Raw genomic sequence first — 18,024 nt, 5'->3', positions numbered from 1 at the left:
TACAAAATACTAGCGAGATGTGAGTTGTTAATGGCCAATGAAAATTCTATTTCTACGTTGAATGCTCAGCCACTAAAAAAAATAGTTATTGTGGGTGGCGGGGCTGCGGGTTGGTTAACGGCGGGAATTATTGCGGCAGAGCATTTGGTTGATAAGCACAATGGCATAGAGCTGGTAGTAATTGAATCACCCGATGTAGCCACTATTGGTGTGGGGGAGGGAACCTGGCCCTCAATGCGTAATACGCTGAAAAAAATGGGTGTTTCAGAAACTGATTTTATTCGCGAGTGTGATGCCAGTTTTAAACAGGGCTCTAAATTTATTGGTTGGTCCAGGCCGGGCGAAGAGTTCTACTATCACCCGTTCACCTTACCCGAGGGCAATAATGACATTAATCTCGCTGCTCATTGGCTGCCATTTCGCGAGACAATTAGTTTTGCTGATGCGGTCTGTGCCCAAAGTCATTTATCCGATCGCTACCTTGCGCCCAAACAATTAACCACGCCGGAATTTGCAGGCAATGTAAATTACGGATATCACTTGAATGCTGGAAAATTTTCGCAATTTTTACAAAAGCATTGTATTGATAAGCTTGGCGTCACGCATTTAATTGATCATGTCACAGGCGTTAATAGTGGCGAAAAAGGCGATATATCGGCGCTAATCACTAAAATAAATGGTGAGATAAACGGCGATTTGTTTATCGATTGCACTGGTTTTGCCTCGCGCTTAATCGGCGAGCATTATCAAATTCCACTGGTTGAACAGAGCCATATACTGTTTAACGATAGTGCATTAGCGGTGCAGATTCCCTACTCCAATCCCGATGAACCCATAGCCTCTTGTACCTTATCAACTGCACAAGATAGTGGTTGGATTTGGGATATAGGTTTACCTACTCGTCGCGGTGTGGGGCATGTATTTTCAAGTGCTCACACCCAAGACGACGAAGTCGAAAAAAATCTGCGTGTGTATCTTGAGGCGTCTATTGGTAAAGCGGCCGCCGCTAATATTACGCCGCGTAAATTGAGCTTTACGCCGGGCTATCGCGCAAAATTCTGGCATAAAAACTGTGTTGCAGTGGGAATTGCTGCGGGTTTTATTGAGCCTTTAGAGGCGACTGCATTGGTATTAATTGAGTTATCCGCGCAAACGATTAGTGAGCAATTGCCTGCAAATCGCGCGGTGATGGACATTACCGCGAAGCGCTTTAATAACAAATTCGCGGGCAATTGGCAGCGAATTATTGAGTTCCTCAAATTACACTATGTGCTAAGTGAGCGGCGTGACACTGAATATTGGCGCGATCACTGTAATCCAACAACCATGCCAGATGGGTTGCGCGAGCAGCTAGAGTTGTGGCGTTATCAGGTGCCTTGGAAACATGATATTCGCGGCGACGAAATGTTTCCCTGGGCGAGTTACCAGTATGTTCTCTACGGCATGGGTTTTAATACTTTGCCTCGCGCTTTGGCTAAGCGCGCTGCGCAAGCGGAAACCAATGCAGCCAATCGGTTATTTAATGAAACAGTGAAAAAGACCAGTGTTGCGGTGGCCAATCTTCCAACCAATCGTTATCTATTAAGTAAGCTGGGTGAGTTTAGTTTTCAGAAAATTTAACCGGTGTACGTTGCGGCGCGATACAGCAAATCTATTGCATGCTAACGCCGGTGTTGTCTCACTTTTTGCAAATAGACGCGTTCGGCTAAATATTTAAACACGATCCCTATACCCGGTTGTCAGAATCTCTCCTGCAATAAAGTGGATCGCCCCATGTTTCGTTAATGATGAAAGTGGGACGACGCTTAATCCCGCTAATGTCACTATGGGTTCATCAAGTCTTGCTTGTGCCCGTGGTTGAGCCAATCAAGAGTTGTTGCTGATGTGTGTTTTCAGCAGATGAACCCCTGGGTGATGTCAGGTCCCCATGGGTGTTAGCAAGCATGGCTAGGTACACAATGCCAACCCTATCTGTACTTGTTAGCTCTCCTTGCTTAGCCCCCGCGTTCTTCCTCTCAGCAGAAAGCGGGGGCTTTTTTACATCAGCAGTTGTTTTTTATTTTCCAATCAACCTGTGACCCTGACTCTGACAACAACAATATTCTTACAACTACAGTTTTAATGGCGAGGTAATTTATGCCTAATTTGTATAGACCGGGCGCTTTAGCTGCCTGCAGTTTGGCCGTGCTAGCCGTGTTGAGCGGTTGCGATAAAAAATCTAACGAGGCAGCCGACAGTACAGCAAACAATTCAGCTGCAACAACGGAAGCATCTCTCTGGCCACAAGTGCAAAGTGCGGTTAAAAAAGATCCGGCTATTGAAGCAAAAATTACCGAGCTGCTCGGGCAATTGACCCTTGAGCAAAAAGTGGGACAACTGATTCAGCCGGAATTGCGTCAGGTGACACCGGCGGATATCACTGAGTATTCAGTCGGTTCGATTTTGAATGGCGGCGGCTCGTTCCCCGGCGAAAACAAACACGCGAAAGTGGAAGATTGGCTTGCACTGGCCGATGGTTTTTATCACGCCTCCATGAGCACCGAGGGTGGCCGTGTGCCAGTGCCAGTCATGTGGGGAACCGATGCAGTGCACGGCCACAATAATATTATTGGTGCAACGTTATTCCCGCACAACATCGGGTTAGGTGCTGCGCGCAATCCGGATTTGATTCGCCAAATCGGCGCGGCAACAGCTGCTGAAATTGCGGTGACTGGCATAGATTGGAGTTTTGCGCCGACCCTTGCGGTAGTGCGCGATGATCGCTGGGGGCGCACTTACGAATCCTATTCCGAAGATCCAGCGGTGGTGAAATCCTACGGCGGTGCGATGGTGGAAGGTTTGCAGGGTATTGCCGGTAAGGATTTGCTCAGCGAACACCATGTAATCGCTACAGCAAAACATTTTCTTGCCGATGGTGGCACCGAAGGTGGTCAAGATCGCGGCGATGCGAAAATCAGCGAAGCAGACTTGGTGCGAATTCACAACGCGGGTTATGAAACTGCACTGGCGGCAGGTGCGCAAACGGTGATGGCCTCCTTCAGTAGTTGGCAGGGCACCAAAATGCACGGCAACAAATATTTGCTTACCGATCAATTAAAAACCCAAATGGGTTTTGATGGTTTAGTGGTCGGCGATTGGGCGGGTCATGCATTTGTACCCGGCTGTACGCCGGTGAGTTGCCCGCAATCCATCAACGCCGGTCTGGATATTTTTATGGCGCCAGACGCGAATTGGAAAGAGTTGTATCACAACACTCTCGCGCAAGTGAAAAGTGGCGAGATTTCCATGGCGCGGTTGGATGACGCAGTGTCGCGCATTTTACGGGTGAAATTGCGCGCTGGTTTATTTGAAAAAGGCGCGCCCTCTACCCGTGAATTGGCGGGTAAACGCGAAGTGATTGGCTCGCCTGAGCATCGCGCAGTCGCACGTCAAGCGGTGCGTGAATCCATTGTGTTGTTAAAAAATAATGGGCAAACCTTACCGGTCAATGCGAGCAGTAAAATTTTGGTGGCGGGTGATGGCGCTGACAATATCGGCAAACAATCCGGCGGTTGGAGCATCACCTGGCAGGGTACCGGTAATGTGAATGCGGACTTCCCCGGTGGCACGTCTATTTATCAGGGTATTGCCGATGCAGCAAAAGCGGCCGGTGGTTCAGCCGTGTTGAGTGTGGATGGTAGCTACAGTGAAAAACCCGATGTGGCCTTTGTAGTATTCGGTGAAGATCCCTACGCGGAAATGCAAGGTGATGTAGGTGCATTAATTTATAAAGATGAAACCAATCTCGCGCTGCTAAAAAAATTAAAAGCCGACGGTATCAAAGTGGTTTCATTGTTTATCACTGGCCGCCCACTCTGGGCCAACAATTTTATCAATGCCTCTGATGCGTTTGCCGTAGTTTGGCTGCCTGGCTCAGAAGGTGTTGGTATTGCCGATGTGGTGCTCAGCAAAAAAGATGGCTCAGTGAATTTTGATGTGAAAGGTAAGTTGCCTTTCTCTTGGCCATCATCGCCGACGCAGTCGCCGTTGAATGTGGGTGATGAAGATTATCAACCACAATTTGCCTATGATTTTGGTCTAACCTACAGCGATAAAATCGAAACCGGTTTGCTCGATGAAACTGCTGCGCAAGCGATTGCGACTAACACGCCTGATGTTGCATCGATTTTTAATCAGCGAGTGCTGAATCCCTGGGCGTTAGTTTTGCTTGATCATATGAACAACATGTTGCCGGTCACCACTAGTCGCGGTGAATTGGGTGCAGTGATTGTCTCCTCTGAAGATAAACAGGTGCAGGAAGATACCCGCCGTTTGCAGTTTGATGGCTCAGCCAAAGCGACAGTGACCTTAGGTTCTACTACCCGAACTGACTTTTCTGCCTATGCCGAAAGTAAAGGTGCGCTGATATTTGATGTGAAAGTAAATAGCAAACCTAATGCAGACGTGAACCTGGGTATGTATTGCGGTAGTGATTGTGGTGGCGAGATTGCAATTACTGAGCAATTAAATGCTGCAAATCCGGGTGAGTGGATAAGTGTCGGTATTGCACTTGAATGCTTCGCGAAAAAACGCGTGAAAATGGATATGGTGCTGGCACCCTTTATGTTGAGTACGGCGGGTAGCTTGGATGTATCTATTTACAATGTACGCATCGAGAAAAACGCAACGGCTCAAGCCTGCGCCGAATAATTTTTCAACAATAACAATAGAGGTAATTATGAAAAATCACGAGCTCAGCGTTAAACCCCTGTTAACAAAAATCTGCGCGGCTATTGCGTTGGTCAGTTTGGCTGGCTGTGGTGGTTCGGGTGGCGGCGGCAACAATAAATCCAGTGCGGCGCTTTCCTCCGCAGCACTTTCATCGGTAGCGCCATCTTCAACCGCAGCGAGCAGTTCATCTGCACCGGCTACCGCTGAATGGAAGTTGGTGTGGAGCGATGAATTTGATGGTGCCAGTATTGATACCAGCAAATGGAATTTTGAAAAAAATTGCTGGGGCGGTGGTAATAACGAACAGCAGTGTTACACCGATCGCGCGACCAACGCTTACGTTGCCGATGGTGTGTTGAATATTGTTGCCCAACGCGAAGATTTTACCGGTTCCGATTCACCGGAAGGTGACAGCCCGAGCACTAAAACCCTGCCTTATACCTCGGCGCGTTTGCGCACCAAAAATATTAAAGAGTGGACCTTTGGTCGCTTTGAAATTCGCGCAAAATTACCGGCAGGCCAAGGTACCTGGCCCGCGATTTGGATGTTGCCGACCAACTCGCCTTATGGCACCTGGGCGTCTAGCGGTGAAATCGACATTATGGAAGCGGTCAATTTAAAGGTAGTAACTAATGGCAGCGAACCGGAAGCCAATGTACACGGCACCTTGCATTTTGGTCGCAATTGGCCGGGCAATGTAAATTCCGGTGCAGCTTATAAATTGCCGAATAAGGCTAACCCTGCTGACGATTTCCACACCTATGCGGTTGAATGGGAAGAAGGCGAAATTCGTTGGTATGTGGACAATGTACATTTTGCCACCCAACGCGAAACCGGTTGGTATGGGCAATATATGCAAGACGGTGTATTAAAGGATGCGCCTTTGGGCGCGCCGTTTGATCGCTATTCAAAATTTCATCTGTTATTAAACCTGGCGGTTGGCGGCAGCTGGGCCGGTAACGTGAATAATAAGGGTATCGATGAATCCGTATTCCCGCAAAAAATGTTGGTGGATTTTGTGCGCGTGTATGAATGCACTGGTTCACCTATAACCGGTAAAGGCTGCGCCACGATTGATGCCAATGCTGAAATTGTTGCCGGTCATCAGCGCCCGGTAATTGGCGCGGTGAAATTGCCAGAGCCACCATTATTTTTGATGTACGACAATGCGCTGGCGAGTGTATTGCAATTTGATTCCTACAATCCCGATGGCGCCATCAGCCATTCACAAGTGGAAGAAGCTGGCCGGGGCAATGTATGGAGTGTGGTAAAAACCGGCGCTAACGGTAATGTGTATTTCAAAATTAAAGGCGACCCTGCCGATATGAGCAATTGGTCAACCGATAGCGAAATTGTTTTTGATTACAAGGTAAATAGCAAAGCTGATGGCGCAAAGTTATTGGTGAAAATTGATAGCGGTTGGCCCAATGTGAGTGATGTAAGTGTGCCTGTTGCTGAACTGGGAGTGTGGAAAGAATTTCGCATCACTCTTGCCAACCTAATCGCCAACGGCAATTCCTTGGCGAGCGGAAAAGCGACCTTGACTTCGGTGGTGAACAGTTTTGTTGTCGATCCATCGGCAGCGATGAATGTTTCGCTGGATAATATTCGTCTGGAAGGAAAAGCTGCTACCGGTGGCGGTACTGAATTTGCCGCTCTGCCATTATTCACCGCCTATGGCGATGCAATTGGTGAGGGTTTGCAAGTGCAAAGCTATAACCCCAGTGGCCATATCAGTTCATCTGAAAAAGACGAAGCTGGACGCGGAAAAGTATTTAACGTGGTAAAAACCGGCACCGATGGCAATGTGTTTTTTAACGTAATTTCCAATCCCGTCAACTTGACCAAATGGAGCGCGCAGGGAAAATTAAAATTTGATTTTAAAGTCAATAGCAAGGCCGAAGGCACTGCATTGTTAATTAAAATGGATAGCGGCTGGCCCAATGTGAGTGACGTCAGTGTGCCGCTGCCTGCCAATGGTGTCTGGACTTCATACAGTATTGGCGTAGCTGAGTTAATCGCTCGTGGTAATTCAGTTGCCTGCTGCCCTGGTATCGCCAAACTAAACGCTATCACCAATTTATTTGTAGTAGAACCATCGGGTGCCATTGATGTTTCCTTTGATAATGTTCGTTTGGAAACTGAATAAACATACGCGCTACAAAAACCATAGGTTGCTTTAAAGCCGGGACATTCCCGGCTTTTTTGTATCGCAATTAAGTGCAGTAAATAATGCATGGAAGGGATAATGACGTTATGCGTTTAGTGAATTTTCTATTGTTTGTATTTCTCTTAAGTGGGTGTGTCAGTGCTAATAAAAACGCAACTGAAACACCAAAAACAATTACGCTGTCGCGCGCTGAGTATCGCGATGCACTCTATGGCTTTTGGTTGGGGCAATGTATCGCCAATTGGACTGGGCTGGTCACGGAGATGGATAAGATTGGCAATATTGGCGAGATAAAAACCGGAGAATTTTATACGCGCAATGACTGGGGCAAGCCAGATCAACCGAGTATTTGGGGGCAGGGCGTGCCGAGTGATCTGTCGGCGACTATCGATTTTGTCACGGTCAAACCCGATGGTATTTGGGGCAGTGATGACGACACCGACATTGAATACATTTATCAATATTTATTAAAAAATAGTGAGTCGGTGTTGTTAACATCGGAGCAAATTCGTACCGGTTGGATGACGCACATTTATTCTGCTGCTGAGCCAACACCCTTTGGTCGCGATCCTGAAGGTAATTATGAAAACTTTTTATGGGTGTCCAATCAAAAGGCGCTAGACCTTATGTATGAAGGCGTTCTTCCTCCGCTCACCGGTAGTCAGAGCTTGAACCCTCACTACGATATGATCGATGCACAACTCACGACAGAAATTTTCGGATTTTTTGCGCCTGCAAGGCCTGATGTTGCATTGCAGTTAAGCGACTTGCCTGTACGTACTGTGGCAGACAAAGAGGCAGCTGATATCGCACGCTTTTATATCGCAATGTATTCCCTTGCCTCGGCAGTGGATAAAACCCTGCCGATGGCGGAGCAACTTAACTGGATGGCAGAGCAGGCGCGCAAGCAACTACCCGATGATCAATATCCTGCCGCCATGTACGATTATGTCAAAGCATTGTATCTGGCGAATACTCCCTGGGAAAAAACCCGCGATGCCATTTATCAGCGCTACCAAGTACAACAATTAGACGGCTACACCATCAGTTCACGCAATTTATATTGCAACGGTTGTTTTGCTGCCGGAATTAATTTCGCTGCGAGTTTGGTGAGTCTATTTTATGGTGAAGGCGATTTAAAACAGACCATAAAAATCGGTGCACTGATGGGTTGGGATTCCGATAATCCAACCGCGACCTGGGGTGGTTTACTGGGTTTTATGCACGGAAAAAATGCGATAGAAGAGGCGTTTGGAAAAACCTTTTCCAACCGCTTTAATATTCATCGCACGCGCAAGAATTTCCCAAACAATGGCATAGATACGTTTGAAAATATGGCAGATGACGGCGTCGCGATTGTGGATAAAGTGGTGGTTCAGTTGATAGGCGGGCGGATAAATCCCGATGATGATAGGTGGGTGATTCCGCTTTACCCTTAGGCGGAGAGAAGAGCCGCCTTAATGGGCAGCCTTCTCCGAGTGCAATTGCTGCTTACGAAACTCAGTTGGCGACATGCCCACCAAGCGATTAAAGAAACGATGAAATGCCGATTTACTGTTAAAGCCCGCATGTAACAATACGTCCATTACTGTCATATCCGCATGTTGTGCATCCCCCAGCAGACGTTTCGCTTCTTCAACTCGGTAGCTGTTCATAAATTCAAAAAAGTTGGTGCCATAGTGTTTGTTGATCACTGCGGACACTTCTTTTACTGGCAGGTTGATGCGCTTGGAAAATTCTTCGATATTGAGGTTTTGTTTTAAAAATAACTTCTGCACTTGCATGCCCAGCTGAACCTTTTCGATTGCTGAGTCGGTTAATTTTTCGTCGGTTTTGTCTTTGGCTGCTTCTGGCTTGGTGGTGAGCAGTTTATGGGTGTGTACCACACTGTTGATAAACAGCGCATTGATCAAAATAAAAATAATGTAGTTTTCAGTGATGCCAAATAAGTCGGCTATCTCCGGTGCACCCAAGGCTACTGTATTGGCAATAACATGCACGAGAATGGAAAAACTCCAGGTAAACAAAAAGCCCAGGCTCAACATATTTAGCCAAGTGGGTTCAGTGGGTGAAAAATTGGAGTATTGATTGTGCAAGCTAATCCGGTATAAACGCACGCGATTGGCAGCGGCGAGGGCGTAAAAGAACGGCATTATTTTAATAAAGTGCCAAACAGAATTGGCAAGTTGCCGCTCTGTTTCAGTTTGCCCCGGCGTTTTAAAGCGCAGATCAGAACTATCGATTTGAAACACGAGTAACCAGACTAGTGCGAGCGCAATTGGAGCCAAGTGCGGCAGGTGGCGTCGGCTAAATTGAAACGCATCTTCCGTTAGGGCAATCACATAAAACAGTAGCATCGGCCCCTTGAGTAATTGCGTCGTGGCCAAAAAGTAGGGCAGTAGGGCTTCGTCAAATAAATTAAAGAGTCTTACGTCATCGTTCCAGAGCACCAGAACGCAGGCGGAACTAATGGCAATTGAAAGCAGGAATATACTTAATAAACGATTGGCGAGTTGATTTTTGACCGGTAGTATCGCTTGAAAGATTACCAACAGAATACATTCCGCGACGGTCATAAACAGAATCACGTCGTGTATGTTGAAAATATGTTTTTGCATGTGTTTAAGCCCTGCCTGTCATTGTTATGTATTTTTTTAGTATGGCTTTATAGTTGATTAGCGGATTATAGAGGATGGCATTGGCTGTGTCGCATCGAATTCCTGATCGCTGTGATTTCGTTGCCATTTGTGTTGCATCACTTTTTTACTGGATACCCAAACACCGTATGAGTGACTCCCGATCTATCTCTGTTGGTTTCGATACTGCAACGCGCGATCTTTTGCTTGCGCAGCTGCCTGATCTTTTATTTGATCTAGAGCGCGACTCAGATTGGTGTGCGAGCCCGCCGGCGCAGGCCTATCTCAACTTCTACGGCATCAATTTTGCCAAAACTATGCCCAATGTCATCCAAGGGTTTGGTGCGCTAAAGACCCATGGGTTTCGCATCGCCAGCCACTATTGGTTGCCCGCCAATCCCAAGGGCACCCTGATTGTGGTGCACGGCTACTATGATCACATGGGAATTTTTGGCAATGCGATTCAATTCGGGTTGGAAAATGGCTTGGCGGTACTGGCGTTTGATTTGCCCGGCCATGGTTTGAGCAGTGGCGAACAAGTGGCGATTGATTCGTTTAATCAGTATGCCGATGTGTTGGATGCGCTGTTACTGGCGGCGCAGAAACTCTTGCCTGCACCTTATTTTGCCGTGGGGCAGAGTACCGGTGGCTCGGTGCTGCTAAATTATCTCTGGCGCTATGACGCGTTGCGTACTGAGCCTTTATTAACCCACATCGCCCTGTGCGCGCCTTTGATTTTGCCCAGAGGTTGGCGTTATTCAGGCCGTTTGTTGTACGCGCTGGTACATCGTTTTATCAAGCGCTTGCCCCGTGGCCGTTCGCACAGTTCACACGATGAGCGCTTCAACCGTTTTGTTGATGCGCAGGACTGCTTGCAATCGCCCACCTTGTCGGTGCGCTGGGTGAGCGCTATGAAAGAGTGGGATAAACAGTTCCGCCAATTTCCACCTTTGTCGCAGCCAGTGTTGGTGGTGCAAGGGGATGAAGATATGACCGTCACCTGGCGCTATAACCTGCGGCAGATTCAGCGTGTTTTGCCCAATGCTCAAATCGCGATGGTTCCTGGCGCAGGCCATCAGTTAGTGAATGAAACAGATGAGTTGCGTGCGCCAGTGTTTGGTGCGATTAGTCGCCACTTCTTCGGCAAGTGACTTGTCGATCGGCGTGGGTATCAGGCACACTCGCGCCAGTCTTTATTTCCCTCTTTTCCTTTCATCGCTCTGCAGATCCCTGTAGAAAAGGAGCTTGTTTTGCATCAGCCCAATCGCACCATTAAAGATTATCTACTCATTATGCTGAAAGGCCTGTGTATGGGCGCCGCCGATGTAGTGCCCGGCGTGTCTGGGGGCACTATCGCGTTTATTACCGGTATTTACGACGAGTGGCTCGATTCACTCAAACGCTGCACCCCCGCCGTGCTGCTCATGCTCAAGCGCGATGGTCTGGTCAAAACCTGGCAGTACATCAACGGCAATTTTTTACTGGCGGTGTTTGGCGGTATTTTGATTAGTGTGAAAACCTTCGCGCTTGTGATTACCTTGGCGTTAGAAACCTATCCGATTTTAGTCTGGGCATTTTTTACCGGCTTGATTCTCGCTTCGATCTATCTACTTGCTAAGCAGCAACCTCATTGGCGGTTGCCGCAGTGGATTGCTCTATTGTTGGGTGTGTTGGTGGTGTTGGTGATTTCACTTTCTGCTCCCGCACAATTGCCCGGTTATTGGTGGGTTTTATTTTTGGGTGGTTTTGTCGCTATTTGTGCCATGATTCTACCGGGGGTGTCAGGCAGTTTTATCCTGCTCTTGGTAGGTTTGTATCCGGTTATGCTTGATGCGGTGAATAACTGGGATTTTATAGCGCTCGCCTCTTTTATTGCTGGTTGTATATGTGGATTGGTGGTTTTTTCTCGTTTTCTCTCTTGGCTGCTTTCCAGCTATCATGCTACGACTTTGGCCACGTTGATTGGCTTTTTGGTGGGTTCGCTCTACGTCACCTGGCCTTGGAAAGAAGTGCTGCAGACCGCACTCAATCGCCACGGCGAAACCGTGGTGTTGCAGCAGGCGAGTGTCAGCCCTGCACATTTTGCCCAGCTCACCGGCAATGACCCCATGCTGATCGCCGCCATCGCCTGCGCCTTGGCGGGTGTGTTGTTAGTGGTGGGGGTGGAAGTGGTAGCGGGTTGGATGAAAAAGCCCGCTGCGGTTTAAGATTAGAGAAAATTGAAATAGCATGATAGCCGTGATACCGTTATAGCATGATTAACTCTTTCAAGGACAAAGCCACTGAGGATATCTTTAATGGTATCGACTCAAAATTGGCGCGCAAAGCTTGCCCTCAAACGCTTTGGCGTATTGCGGCTAGAAAGCTCGATTTGCTTGATTCCGCTGCGTATCTGGATGATTTAAAAATTCCTCCGGGCAATAAACTAGAGGCTTTATTGGGGAATCGTAAAGGGCAGTACAGCATACGTATTAACGAGCAATATCGAATCTGTTTTCGCTGGACTGACGCCGGTGTTGAAGAGGTCGAAATAGTTGATTATCACTAGAGGTGTATATGGTTCGCATTCCAACAAATAGGCCGCCGACCCATCCCGGTGTAATGCTGGTGGAGGAGTTTCTTACCCCTATGCAGATTACCCAGCGTGAATTGGCGGACGCTATTCATGTTCCCTATCAGCGTATTAACGAGTTGGTCAATCAAAAACGGGGCGTCACGCCGAGTACTGCGTTGCGCTTGGCACGCTTTTTTGGTGTATCAGCTGATTTTTGGTTAAACCTGCAAATGCGCTGGGATTTGTTTAAGGCCGAGCAGTTAGAAGGTGCAGAGCTGGACACCATTCAGGATTATCATCATTTGCGTCAATTGGCGTAGGTTGCAGCCAGACAAAACAAAAACGCCGCGCTCATTACTGAGCGTGGCGTTTTTTATGGTGCTGCAGTTGTTCTTTAGAGCATCACTCTGCAACGACTAGAACAACACTCTGCAACGCACAGTCCCTTCAATATTTTTCAACTGCTCCAGTGCGATCTCATCGTAAGGTGAGTTAATGTCTACTACTACATAGCCAACTTTCTCATTGGTTTGCAGGTATTGTGAGACGATATTGATTTGGTTGTCGGAGAAGATTTTGTTGATCTTCGACAATACGCCAGGAACATTGGCGTGAACGTGCAGCAAACGGTGGGCATCCGGGTGACCGGGCAAGGCCACCTCGGGGAAGTTGACCGAGCTGGTGGTGGTGCCGTTGTCGGAGTATTTGATCAGTTTTTCCGCCACTTCAATACCGATATTTTCCTGCGCTTCCATGGTCGAGCCGCCGATGTGCGGGGTCAGGATCACATTGTCCAAACCGCGCAGCGGGCTGATAAATTCATCGCCATTGGCTTTGGGTTCTTCGGGGAATACGTCAATTGCGGCGCCAGCGATATGGCCAGATTTGATCGCATTGGCCAATGCATCAATGTCTACCACGGTGCCGCGTGAGGCGTTAATCAAAATACCACCCTGTTTCATCAGGCCGATTTCGCGTGCGCCAATCATCATTTGGGTAGAGGCATTTTCCGGCACGTGCAGGCTGATGATGTCGGAAGTGGCGAGCAGTTCATCCAACTCGCGCACTTGGCTGGCGTTGCCCAGCGGCAACTTGGTGACAACATCGTAGAAGCGCACTTTCATGCCGAGGGATTCGGCCAATACGCTGGTTTGGCTACCAATCGAGCCGTAACCGATCAGGCCGAGGGTTTTGCCGCGAATTTCAAACGAGCCATTAGCTGATTTGTCCCAGCCGCCGCGATGGCAGACAAAGTTTTTCTGCGGAATATTGCGCAGCAACAAGATCGCTTCAGCGATAACCAATTCAGCCACTGAACGGGTGTTGGAGTAGGGCGCATTAAAGACGGCTACGCCATGCTCTTGTGCCGCTTTCAAATCCACTTGGTTGGTGCCTATGCAGAAACAGCCAGCAGCGATCAACTTGGGCGCGTTTTCAAATACGCGGCGGGTCAGTTGGGTGCGTGAACGCAATCCAACAAAGTGCGCGTCTTGAATGCGTTCGATCAACTCATCTTCACCCAGTGCGGTTTTCAGGTAATCGATATTGGTATAACCCTGTGCGTGAAGTGTGTCTACCGCTGACTGGTGAACGCCTTCCAGCAACAGAAACTTGATCTTGCTTTTGTCTAACGAGGTCTTGCTCATGGGAACAACTCCTAAAATGGGAAATCGGTGCAGCGCGTCTCCGGGAGTGGTGTCATCGACGGGAGACTGAAGAGGCCGGGCAGGAAACACGGCTGGCTGAAAAAGGCGCGCATCATACCACAGGCTGCAGCGTTTGCTGGTAGGCGACTTAGCGGGAATAGATAAAAAAGCAGCTCTGGCGACTTATAGTTATTTTCAACATTACTCTGGTAGGGTCGGGGCTTATAATTCCGGCTCGGATTGTCTGCTGTAGAAGATCCCCCTTCCTGAGGTTCTAGGATTTGTTATCGTCGTCACCTGATTCATCATCTCCACATTTATCACGCGAAAAACCAACTCCCACTTTTTTTATTGCACTGCTCGCGATGGGCTTGGGCAGTTTTGCGATTGGCGTGGGCGAGTTTATTTCCATGGGGCTGCTGCCCGAAATTTCCTCATCGCTCGGGATCAGCATCCCGCAAGCCGGTCACACCATCAGTCTCTATGCGCTGGGCGTGGTGATTGGCGCACCGGTACTGGCCATGCTCAGCACCGGGCGGTCGCGTACACGCATGCTCGTCGTGCTAATGGGGCTTTACGCCATCGCCAATATCGCCAGTGCGATGGCGCCAAATTACGAGGCTATGCTGGCGTTACGCCTGCTAAGCGGCTTACCCCACGGAACCTTCTTTGGCATAGCCTCGCTCGTGGCGGCCACACTGGCGCCTTCGCATATGCGCACCCGCGCGGTGGCCTATGTGATGTTGGGGCTCTCGACGGCGACGCTCGCGGGTGTCCCTATTGCAACCGCGCTGGGGCAGTGGTTGGGTTGGCGTGCTGCATTTGTATTGGTGGGGGTAATTGCACTGGCATCGGCTGTGTGCATTGTGAAGTTTGTCCCCTACGAGCCGCCGCAATCCGGTGGGCGCGTCTCCCATGAACTATCGATGTTTACCAATCGTCAGGTGTGGATCACTCTGGGGATTGGCGCTATAGGCTCCGGCGGATTGTTCGCCATCTATTCCTACGTCAAACCCACGTTGATGAGCTTGGCGGGGTTGACTGAAATGGGGGTGCCCTTTGTCTTGGCACTGTTTGGTGCGGGCATGGTGACGGGCAATATTTTTGGCTCGCGCATGGCCGACCGGGATCTGCTCGGCACCATCAAGCGCTGTTTGATTTGGTCGATGATTGTGTGTGGCGTTTTTGCCTTGGTTGCGCCGATTCTCTGGCTCGCCTGCATTGCCGTATTTTGCGTGGGCACTGTGGTAGTGATAGGCCCTGCGGTGCAAATCCGCCTGATGGATGTGGCGGGCAAAGCACAGACCATGGCCGCTGCAATGAATCACTCCGCGTTTAATTTCGCCAACGCCGCCGGTGCTTTTTTTGGAGGGTTGGTGATTGATGCGGGTATGGGTTACGCCGCGACCGGTTGGGTGGGGGTGTTGTTATCCGCGGCTGGGTTGGCGATGTTTTACTGGATGGTAATTGACGCCAGGCGCGCGCTTAATCACTAGCTGCGCGCCCGGATATCAGTCTATTTCTGCGCAAATACCGCACCGATAATCTGACTGCCGCGCCCGACCGGGTCTTTGCGGATCAGCTGTTCTTCTACGGCGACTTGTTTAAACAAGCCATCCAAGGCCGCATTCAGCACGTGCTGCTCCAAATCCAGATCGGGCTTGTTGGCGATGGGCAACATTTTGTAAGTTCCCAGCAGTTGTTGGTACTGATTGTAGAAACCAATTTGTTGCAGGTTCTGTTGAATGATGGGCTGATAGCGCTGGCGCAAGCTGGCTTCTGTTTGTGCGCGGAAGTAATCGGTCGCTGCCGTGCTGTTGCCGCGAATAATGCCCAGCGCATCGGTCACGCTCATCTTGCGCACTGCATCGACAAACACCGCTTGCGCTTCAACTGCCGCTTTTTCGGCGCCCTGATTCATCAGGCTTTCTACTTTGTCCATTTGGCTGCCTAAACCTAACTGCCGCAATTTGCTCGCAAGCGGTTGTACATTGTCTGGCAATTCAATGCGATAGAGTGGGTTATTGGCGTAACCACCGGTGGCGGACAAGCTGCTAGCAGCGCGATTGCTGCCCAGCTCCAGTGCTTCTTTAATTGCGCGAATCAGCTGCGCCTGATTGTTGTAACCCGCAGCGCCCGCCACGGCTGCACCGGTTTCCGCCATTTGCGGCAGAGTCGCGTTACAGGCGGCAAGGCTGAGTGGCAGGGCTAATAGGCAGGTTTTAAGAAAAATTGATTTGCTGGTCATTGCTGATTCTCCAGGCGTGGTTGAAGTGTATTAGGTGATGAGTTCGGTGACTTGGATTCGATAGCCTTCTGACGCAGTGAAATAACGCCAGCGCACATCTAAATCCAATAATTTCATGCCGTATATCCGCTCAGAATCTGGCTGTTGATATTGCGGGCGCGGGTCTTGTTGCAGGATTTGGGTAATCAGTCCGGCGAGGTCAGTGCCGGTGCGCTTCCAATATCCGACACAGATTGCCATCAGGGGTGCGGGTATATCGACTGGGATCAACTCTGGCGCTGCGGCGGCAAAGCTGTTTTCGGCTTCCAGCACGCAGTCCACATAGGGTACGTAGGGTTTGATATCCAAAATCGGCGTGCCGTCGAGTAAATCTACCCCGCTGATCTGCACGAACAATTTTCCCTCTCGCTCGCTAATTCCCTCAAACCGCACTACCGACAAACCAATTGGCGCAGGCCGTGTGGGCGAGCGAGTCGCAAATACGCCGAGGGTTTTGTTGCCGCCCAAGCGCGGCGGTTTAACCTTGGCTTTCCACTCATCGCTTTTGTTGGCGTACTTATTTGCATGGAACACAAAGTGAATCCACAGGTGCGTGCAGCCTTCCAAACCATCAAATGCCGAGCGCTCGTTATAAGGCGGGATAAGTTCGATTTCCGCCCGTGCCAGTGGCGCCAAACCGGGTTGGCGGGGAATGCCGAACTTCTCTTTGAAGCATGAGTGAGTGATGCCGATGGCGGGGAAGCTGAATTCCATAACAAGTGGCTGCATAAAAGGTGAGGCGCAAGGCTAGGCAAAATAGTGGGTTGGCTCAACCATTTTCATTGTTTTTTCGTTTTCTGCCGGGTTGATTTCTCGATGAAATGTGATTGTTAATTTTTATCAATAAAAACATGTCTTGCGCTGTCATTTTATAACTGTCGGTTAAATTGACAGTTTTGTGTGACACACTTCGCAACTTTTACTGTGAATTATTGATGCCAAAAGAAAATCTAAAATAGGCACTAAATATGCATTAGTGACTGACATAAATAATATGACACTACTACAAAGGCATTTTTTATGAACTTTTATTCCAAGCTATTGGCAATCGCCGGTGTTGCTGCTATGCCGATGATGGCGTTGGCGACCCCCATGAGTGATTACAACCTGATGCTGTTTGGTGATTTAAATACCACCAGCAACGTCAAGGTCTACGGCAAGGCATTAATTGGTGGCAACCTGAATTCCAGTGGCGAGTTTGGCTCGCATCTGACCGATGCCTCCTTCAATGCCACCAATAATGTTGAAGTGATTGGCAATGTTTCATCGCCTAACTTGACCATTCAAAATGGTTATTTGGGTTATGGCGGCAGCAAAAGTATCGGCAATCTGAATTGCAATGAAGCTGGGCTGGCGCAAAATGCGTGTGTCAGAGCACTTGCTAATACCGGCGCAGTGGCTGCGCAACTTGCAGATTTTTACAATGTGCTGGACGCAGAGTCAGCTTACTACCGCGACTTTGCGCTGACGGGCGATGTAACTGGCACTACCTTGAGTTACAGCGGTTTTGCGGCCGACTTGGTAGCGTTTAATATTGCCGGTAGCGATCTGTTTGCGATGAACTCAAATTGGCAGTTGAACTTTGGCAATGCTGCCAAGGTTGTTATCAATGTTTCGGGTGCTAACTTAAGCAACCCAGGCTCGGTCAATTTGAGCGGTAGCGGTTTTACCTCCAGTACCTACTCCAACATTCTGTGGAATTTCTACGATGCCACCAGCTTAAATCTGGGTAATGGCTGGAAAGGCAATGTGATGGCTATTGATGCCGATGTAAGAATCATGAACGACATCGACGGCTCTCTGGCTGCTAAATCCTATACCGGCGCTGGTCAAATCCATCACTACTACTGGGATTACACACCGCCAGCAACCGAGGTTCCCGAGTCTTCAATATTGATGTTGATGTTGGCAGGATTGGGGTTGATTGGTTTGGGGCGTTTGCGTCGTCGGTAATGTCATAGCGATACATAAAAAAACCGGGTCGCAGCCCGGTTTTTTTATGTCTGCTATTCACCCTAAAT

14 protein-coding genes are annotated in these 18,024 nt (G+C 49.0%); 10 read left to right on the top strand and 4 right to left on the bottom strand.

Translation table 11 applies throughout. The features are described from left to right. The first annotated feature begins 30 nt into the window (after nucleotides 1-30). The 4 genes from AWU77_RS14625 (at nucleotide 31) to AWU77_RS14610 (ending at nucleotide 8,319) form a co-directional block, all read left to right on the top strand. A complete protein-coding gene (locus AWU77_RS14625) occupies nucleotides 31-1,620 on the top strand; it encodes a tryptophan halogenase family protein (protein ID WP_062064774.1) in 1,590 nt (529 codons plus the stop codon). Between the two features lie 516 nt (nucleotides 1,621-2,136). Next, nucleotides 2,137-4,689, top strand: coding sequence for an exo 1,3/1,4-beta-D-glucan glucohydrolase (locus AWU77_RS14620; RefSeq protein WP_062064772.1), 2,553 nt, complete (start codon nucleotides 2,137-2,139; stop codon nucleotides 4,687-4,689). Nucleotides 4,690-4,717: 28 nt separating this feature from the next. Beyond that, on the top strand, nucleotides 4,718-6,859 hold the full coding sequence (locus AWU77_RS14615; protein ID WP_084618433.1) for a glycoside hydrolase family 16 protein: 2,142 nt from the start codon (nucleotides 4,718-4,720) through the stop codon (nucleotides 6,857-6,859). Nucleotides 6,860-6,966: 107 nt separating this feature from the next. Continuing rightward, nucleotides 6,967-8,319, top strand: a complete 1,353-nt coding sequence (locus AWU77_RS14610; protein ID WP_152625362.1) for an ADP-ribosylglycohydrolase family protein — start codon at nucleotides 6,967-6,969, stop codon at nucleotides 8,317-8,319. A gap of 18 nt (nucleotides 8,320-8,337) precedes the next feature. On the opposite strand, the gene AWU77_RS14605 is transcribed toward AWU77_RS14610, so the two are convergent. Then, nucleotides 8,338-9,498 carry a helix-turn-helix domain-containing protein gene (locus AWU77_RS14605; protein ID WP_062064768.1) on the bottom strand — a complete coding sequence of 387 codons (1,161 nt, stop codon included), beginning with the start codon at nucleotides 9,496-9,498 and terminating at the stop codon, nucleotides 8,338-8,340. 167 nt (nucleotides 9,499-9,665) lie between these two features. On the opposite strand from AWU77_RS14605, the gene AWU77_RS14600 reads away from it, so the two are divergent. The 4 genes from AWU77_RS14600 to AWU77_RS14585 all read left to right on the top strand — a co-directional run bounded on the left by AWU77_RS14600 (nucleotide 9,666) and on the right by AWU77_RS14585 (nucleotide 12,390). Continuing rightward, nucleotides 9,666-10,667, top strand: coding sequence for an alpha/beta hydrolase (locus tag AWU77_RS14600; protein WP_202966659.1), 1,002 nt, complete (start codon nucleotides 9,666-9,668; stop codon nucleotides 10,665-10,667). Between the two features lie 99 nt (nucleotides 10,668-10,766). Beyond that, on the top strand, nucleotides 10,767-11,723 hold the full coding sequence (locus AWU77_RS14595; RefSeq protein WP_304413305.1) for a DUF368 domain-containing protein: 957 nt from the start codon (nucleotides 10,767-10,769) through the stop codon (nucleotides 11,721-11,723). Nucleotides 11,724-11,770: 47 nt separating this feature from the next. Further along, complete coding sequence (locus AWU77_RS14590) at nucleotides 11,771-12,064, top strand: type II toxin-antitoxin system RelE/ParE family toxin (protein WP_062064763.1); 294 nt, start codon at nucleotides 11,771-11,773, stop codon at nucleotides 12,062-12,064. 8 nt (nucleotides 12,065-12,072) lie between these two features. Then, a complete protein-coding gene (locus AWU77_RS14585) occupies nucleotides 12,073-12,390 on the top strand; it encodes a HigA family addiction module antitoxin (protein WP_062064761.1) in 318 nt (105 codons plus the stop codon). 96 nt (nucleotides 12,391-12,486) lie between these two features. Here AWU77_RS14585 and serA read toward each other — a convergent pair whose 3' ends face one another. Then, entirely contained in the window at nucleotides 12,487-13,716 is a 1,230-nt protein-coding gene (serA, locus tag AWU77_RS14580) for a phosphoglycerate dehydrogenase (protein ID WP_062064759.1), read from the bottom strand. 281 nt (nucleotides 13,717-13,997) lie between these two features. Between serA and AWU77_RS14575 the strand changes: the two genes are divergently transcribed. After that, entirely contained in the window at nucleotides 13,998-15,212 is a 1,215-nt protein-coding gene (locus tag AWU77_RS14575; protein WP_062064757.1) for an MFS transporter, read from the top strand. 20 nt (nucleotides 15,213-15,232) lie between these two features. Here AWU77_RS14575 and AWU77_RS14570 read toward each other — a convergent pair whose 3' ends face one another. Together AWU77_RS14570 and tsaA are read right to left on the bottom strand one after the other, a co-directional pair. Then, nucleotides 15,233-15,964 (bottom strand): DUF4197 domain-containing protein, encoded by a 732-nt coding sequence (locus AWU77_RS14570; RefSeq protein WP_062064755.1) that lies wholly within the window; start codon nucleotides 15,962-15,964, stop codon nucleotides 15,233-15,235. A gap of 30 nt (nucleotides 15,965-15,994) precedes the next feature. Further along, a complete protein-coding gene (gene tsaA / locus AWU77_RS14565) occupies nucleotides 15,995-16,717 on the bottom strand; it encodes a tRNA (N6-threonylcarbamoyladenosine(37)-N6)-methyltransferase TrmO (protein WP_062064753.1) in 723 nt (240 codons plus the stop codon). A 306-nt stretch (nucleotides 16,718-17,023) separates the two neighbouring features. On the opposite strand from tsaA, the gene AWU77_RS14560 reads away from it, so the two are divergent. Next, the gene (locus tag AWU77_RS14560; protein ID WP_062064751.1) at nucleotides 17,024-17,956 is read left to right on the top strand and encodes a choice-of-anchor A family protein; all 933 of its coding nucleotides are present in this window, start codon (nucleotides 17,024-17,026) and stop codon (nucleotides 17,954-17,956) included. The last annotated feature ends 68 nt before the right edge of the window (nucleotides 17,957-18,024 follow it).

The sequence above is a fragment of the Cellvibrio sp. OA-2007 genome (assembly GCF_000953825.1).
GTDB lineage: Bacteria > Pseudomonadota > Gammaproteobacteria > Pseudomonadales > Cellvibrionaceae > Cellvibrio.
Note: the sequence above shows the minus strand (reverse complement) of the source record. Positions and strands in the feature narration are given on the sequence as shown.

Excerpts from the sequence above, each read along its gene's own strand:
- AWU77_RS14625 (WP_062064774.1), top strand. The coding sequence starts at position 31 with ATGGCCAATGAAAATTCTATTTCTACGTTGAATGCTCAGCCACTAAAA.
- AWU77_RS14615 (WP_084618433.1), top strand. The coding sequence starts at position 4,718 with ATGAAAAATCACGAGCTCAGCGTTAAACCCCTGTTAACAAAAATCTGC.
- tsaA (WP_062064753.1), bottom strand. The coding sequence starts at position 16,717 with ATGGAATTCAGCTTCCCCGCCATCGGCATCACTCACTCATGCTTCAAA.
- serA (WP_062064759.1), bottom strand. The coding sequence starts at position 13,716 with ATGAGCAAGACCTCGTTAGACAAAAGCAAGATCAAGTTTCTGTTGCTG.
- AWU77_RS14590 (WP_062064763.1), top strand. The coding sequence starts at position 11,771 with ATGATTAACTCTTTCAAGGACAAAGCCACTGAGGATATCTTTAATGGT.
- AWU77_RS14570 (WP_062064755.1), bottom strand. The coding sequence starts at position 15,964 with ATGACCAGCAAATCAATTTTTCTTAAAACCTGCCTATTAGCCCTGCCA.
- AWU77_RS14600 (WP_202966659.1), top strand. The coding sequence starts at position 9,666 with ATGAGTGACTCCCGATCTATCTCTGTTGGTTTCGATACTGCAACGCGC.
- AWU77_RS14585 (WP_062064761.1), top strand. The coding sequence starts at position 12,073 with ATGGTTCGCATTCCAACAAATAGGCCGCCGACCCATCCCGGTGTAATG.
- AWU77_RS14620 (WP_062064772.1), top strand. The coding sequence starts at position 2,137 with ATGCCTAATTTGTATAGACCGGGCGCTTTAGCTGCCTGCAGTTTGGCC.
- AWU77_RS14610 (WP_152625362.1), top strand. The coding sequence starts at position 6,967 with ATGCGTTTAGTGAATTTTCTATTGTTTGTATTTCTCTTAAGTGGGTGT.
- AWU77_RS14560 (WP_062064751.1), top strand. The coding sequence starts at position 17,024 with ATGAACTTTTATTCCAAGCTATTGGCAATCGCCGGTGTTGCTGCTATG.
- AWU77_RS14605 (WP_062064768.1), bottom strand. The coding sequence starts at position 9,498 with ATGCAAAAACATATTTTCAACATACACGACGTGATTCTGTTTATGACC.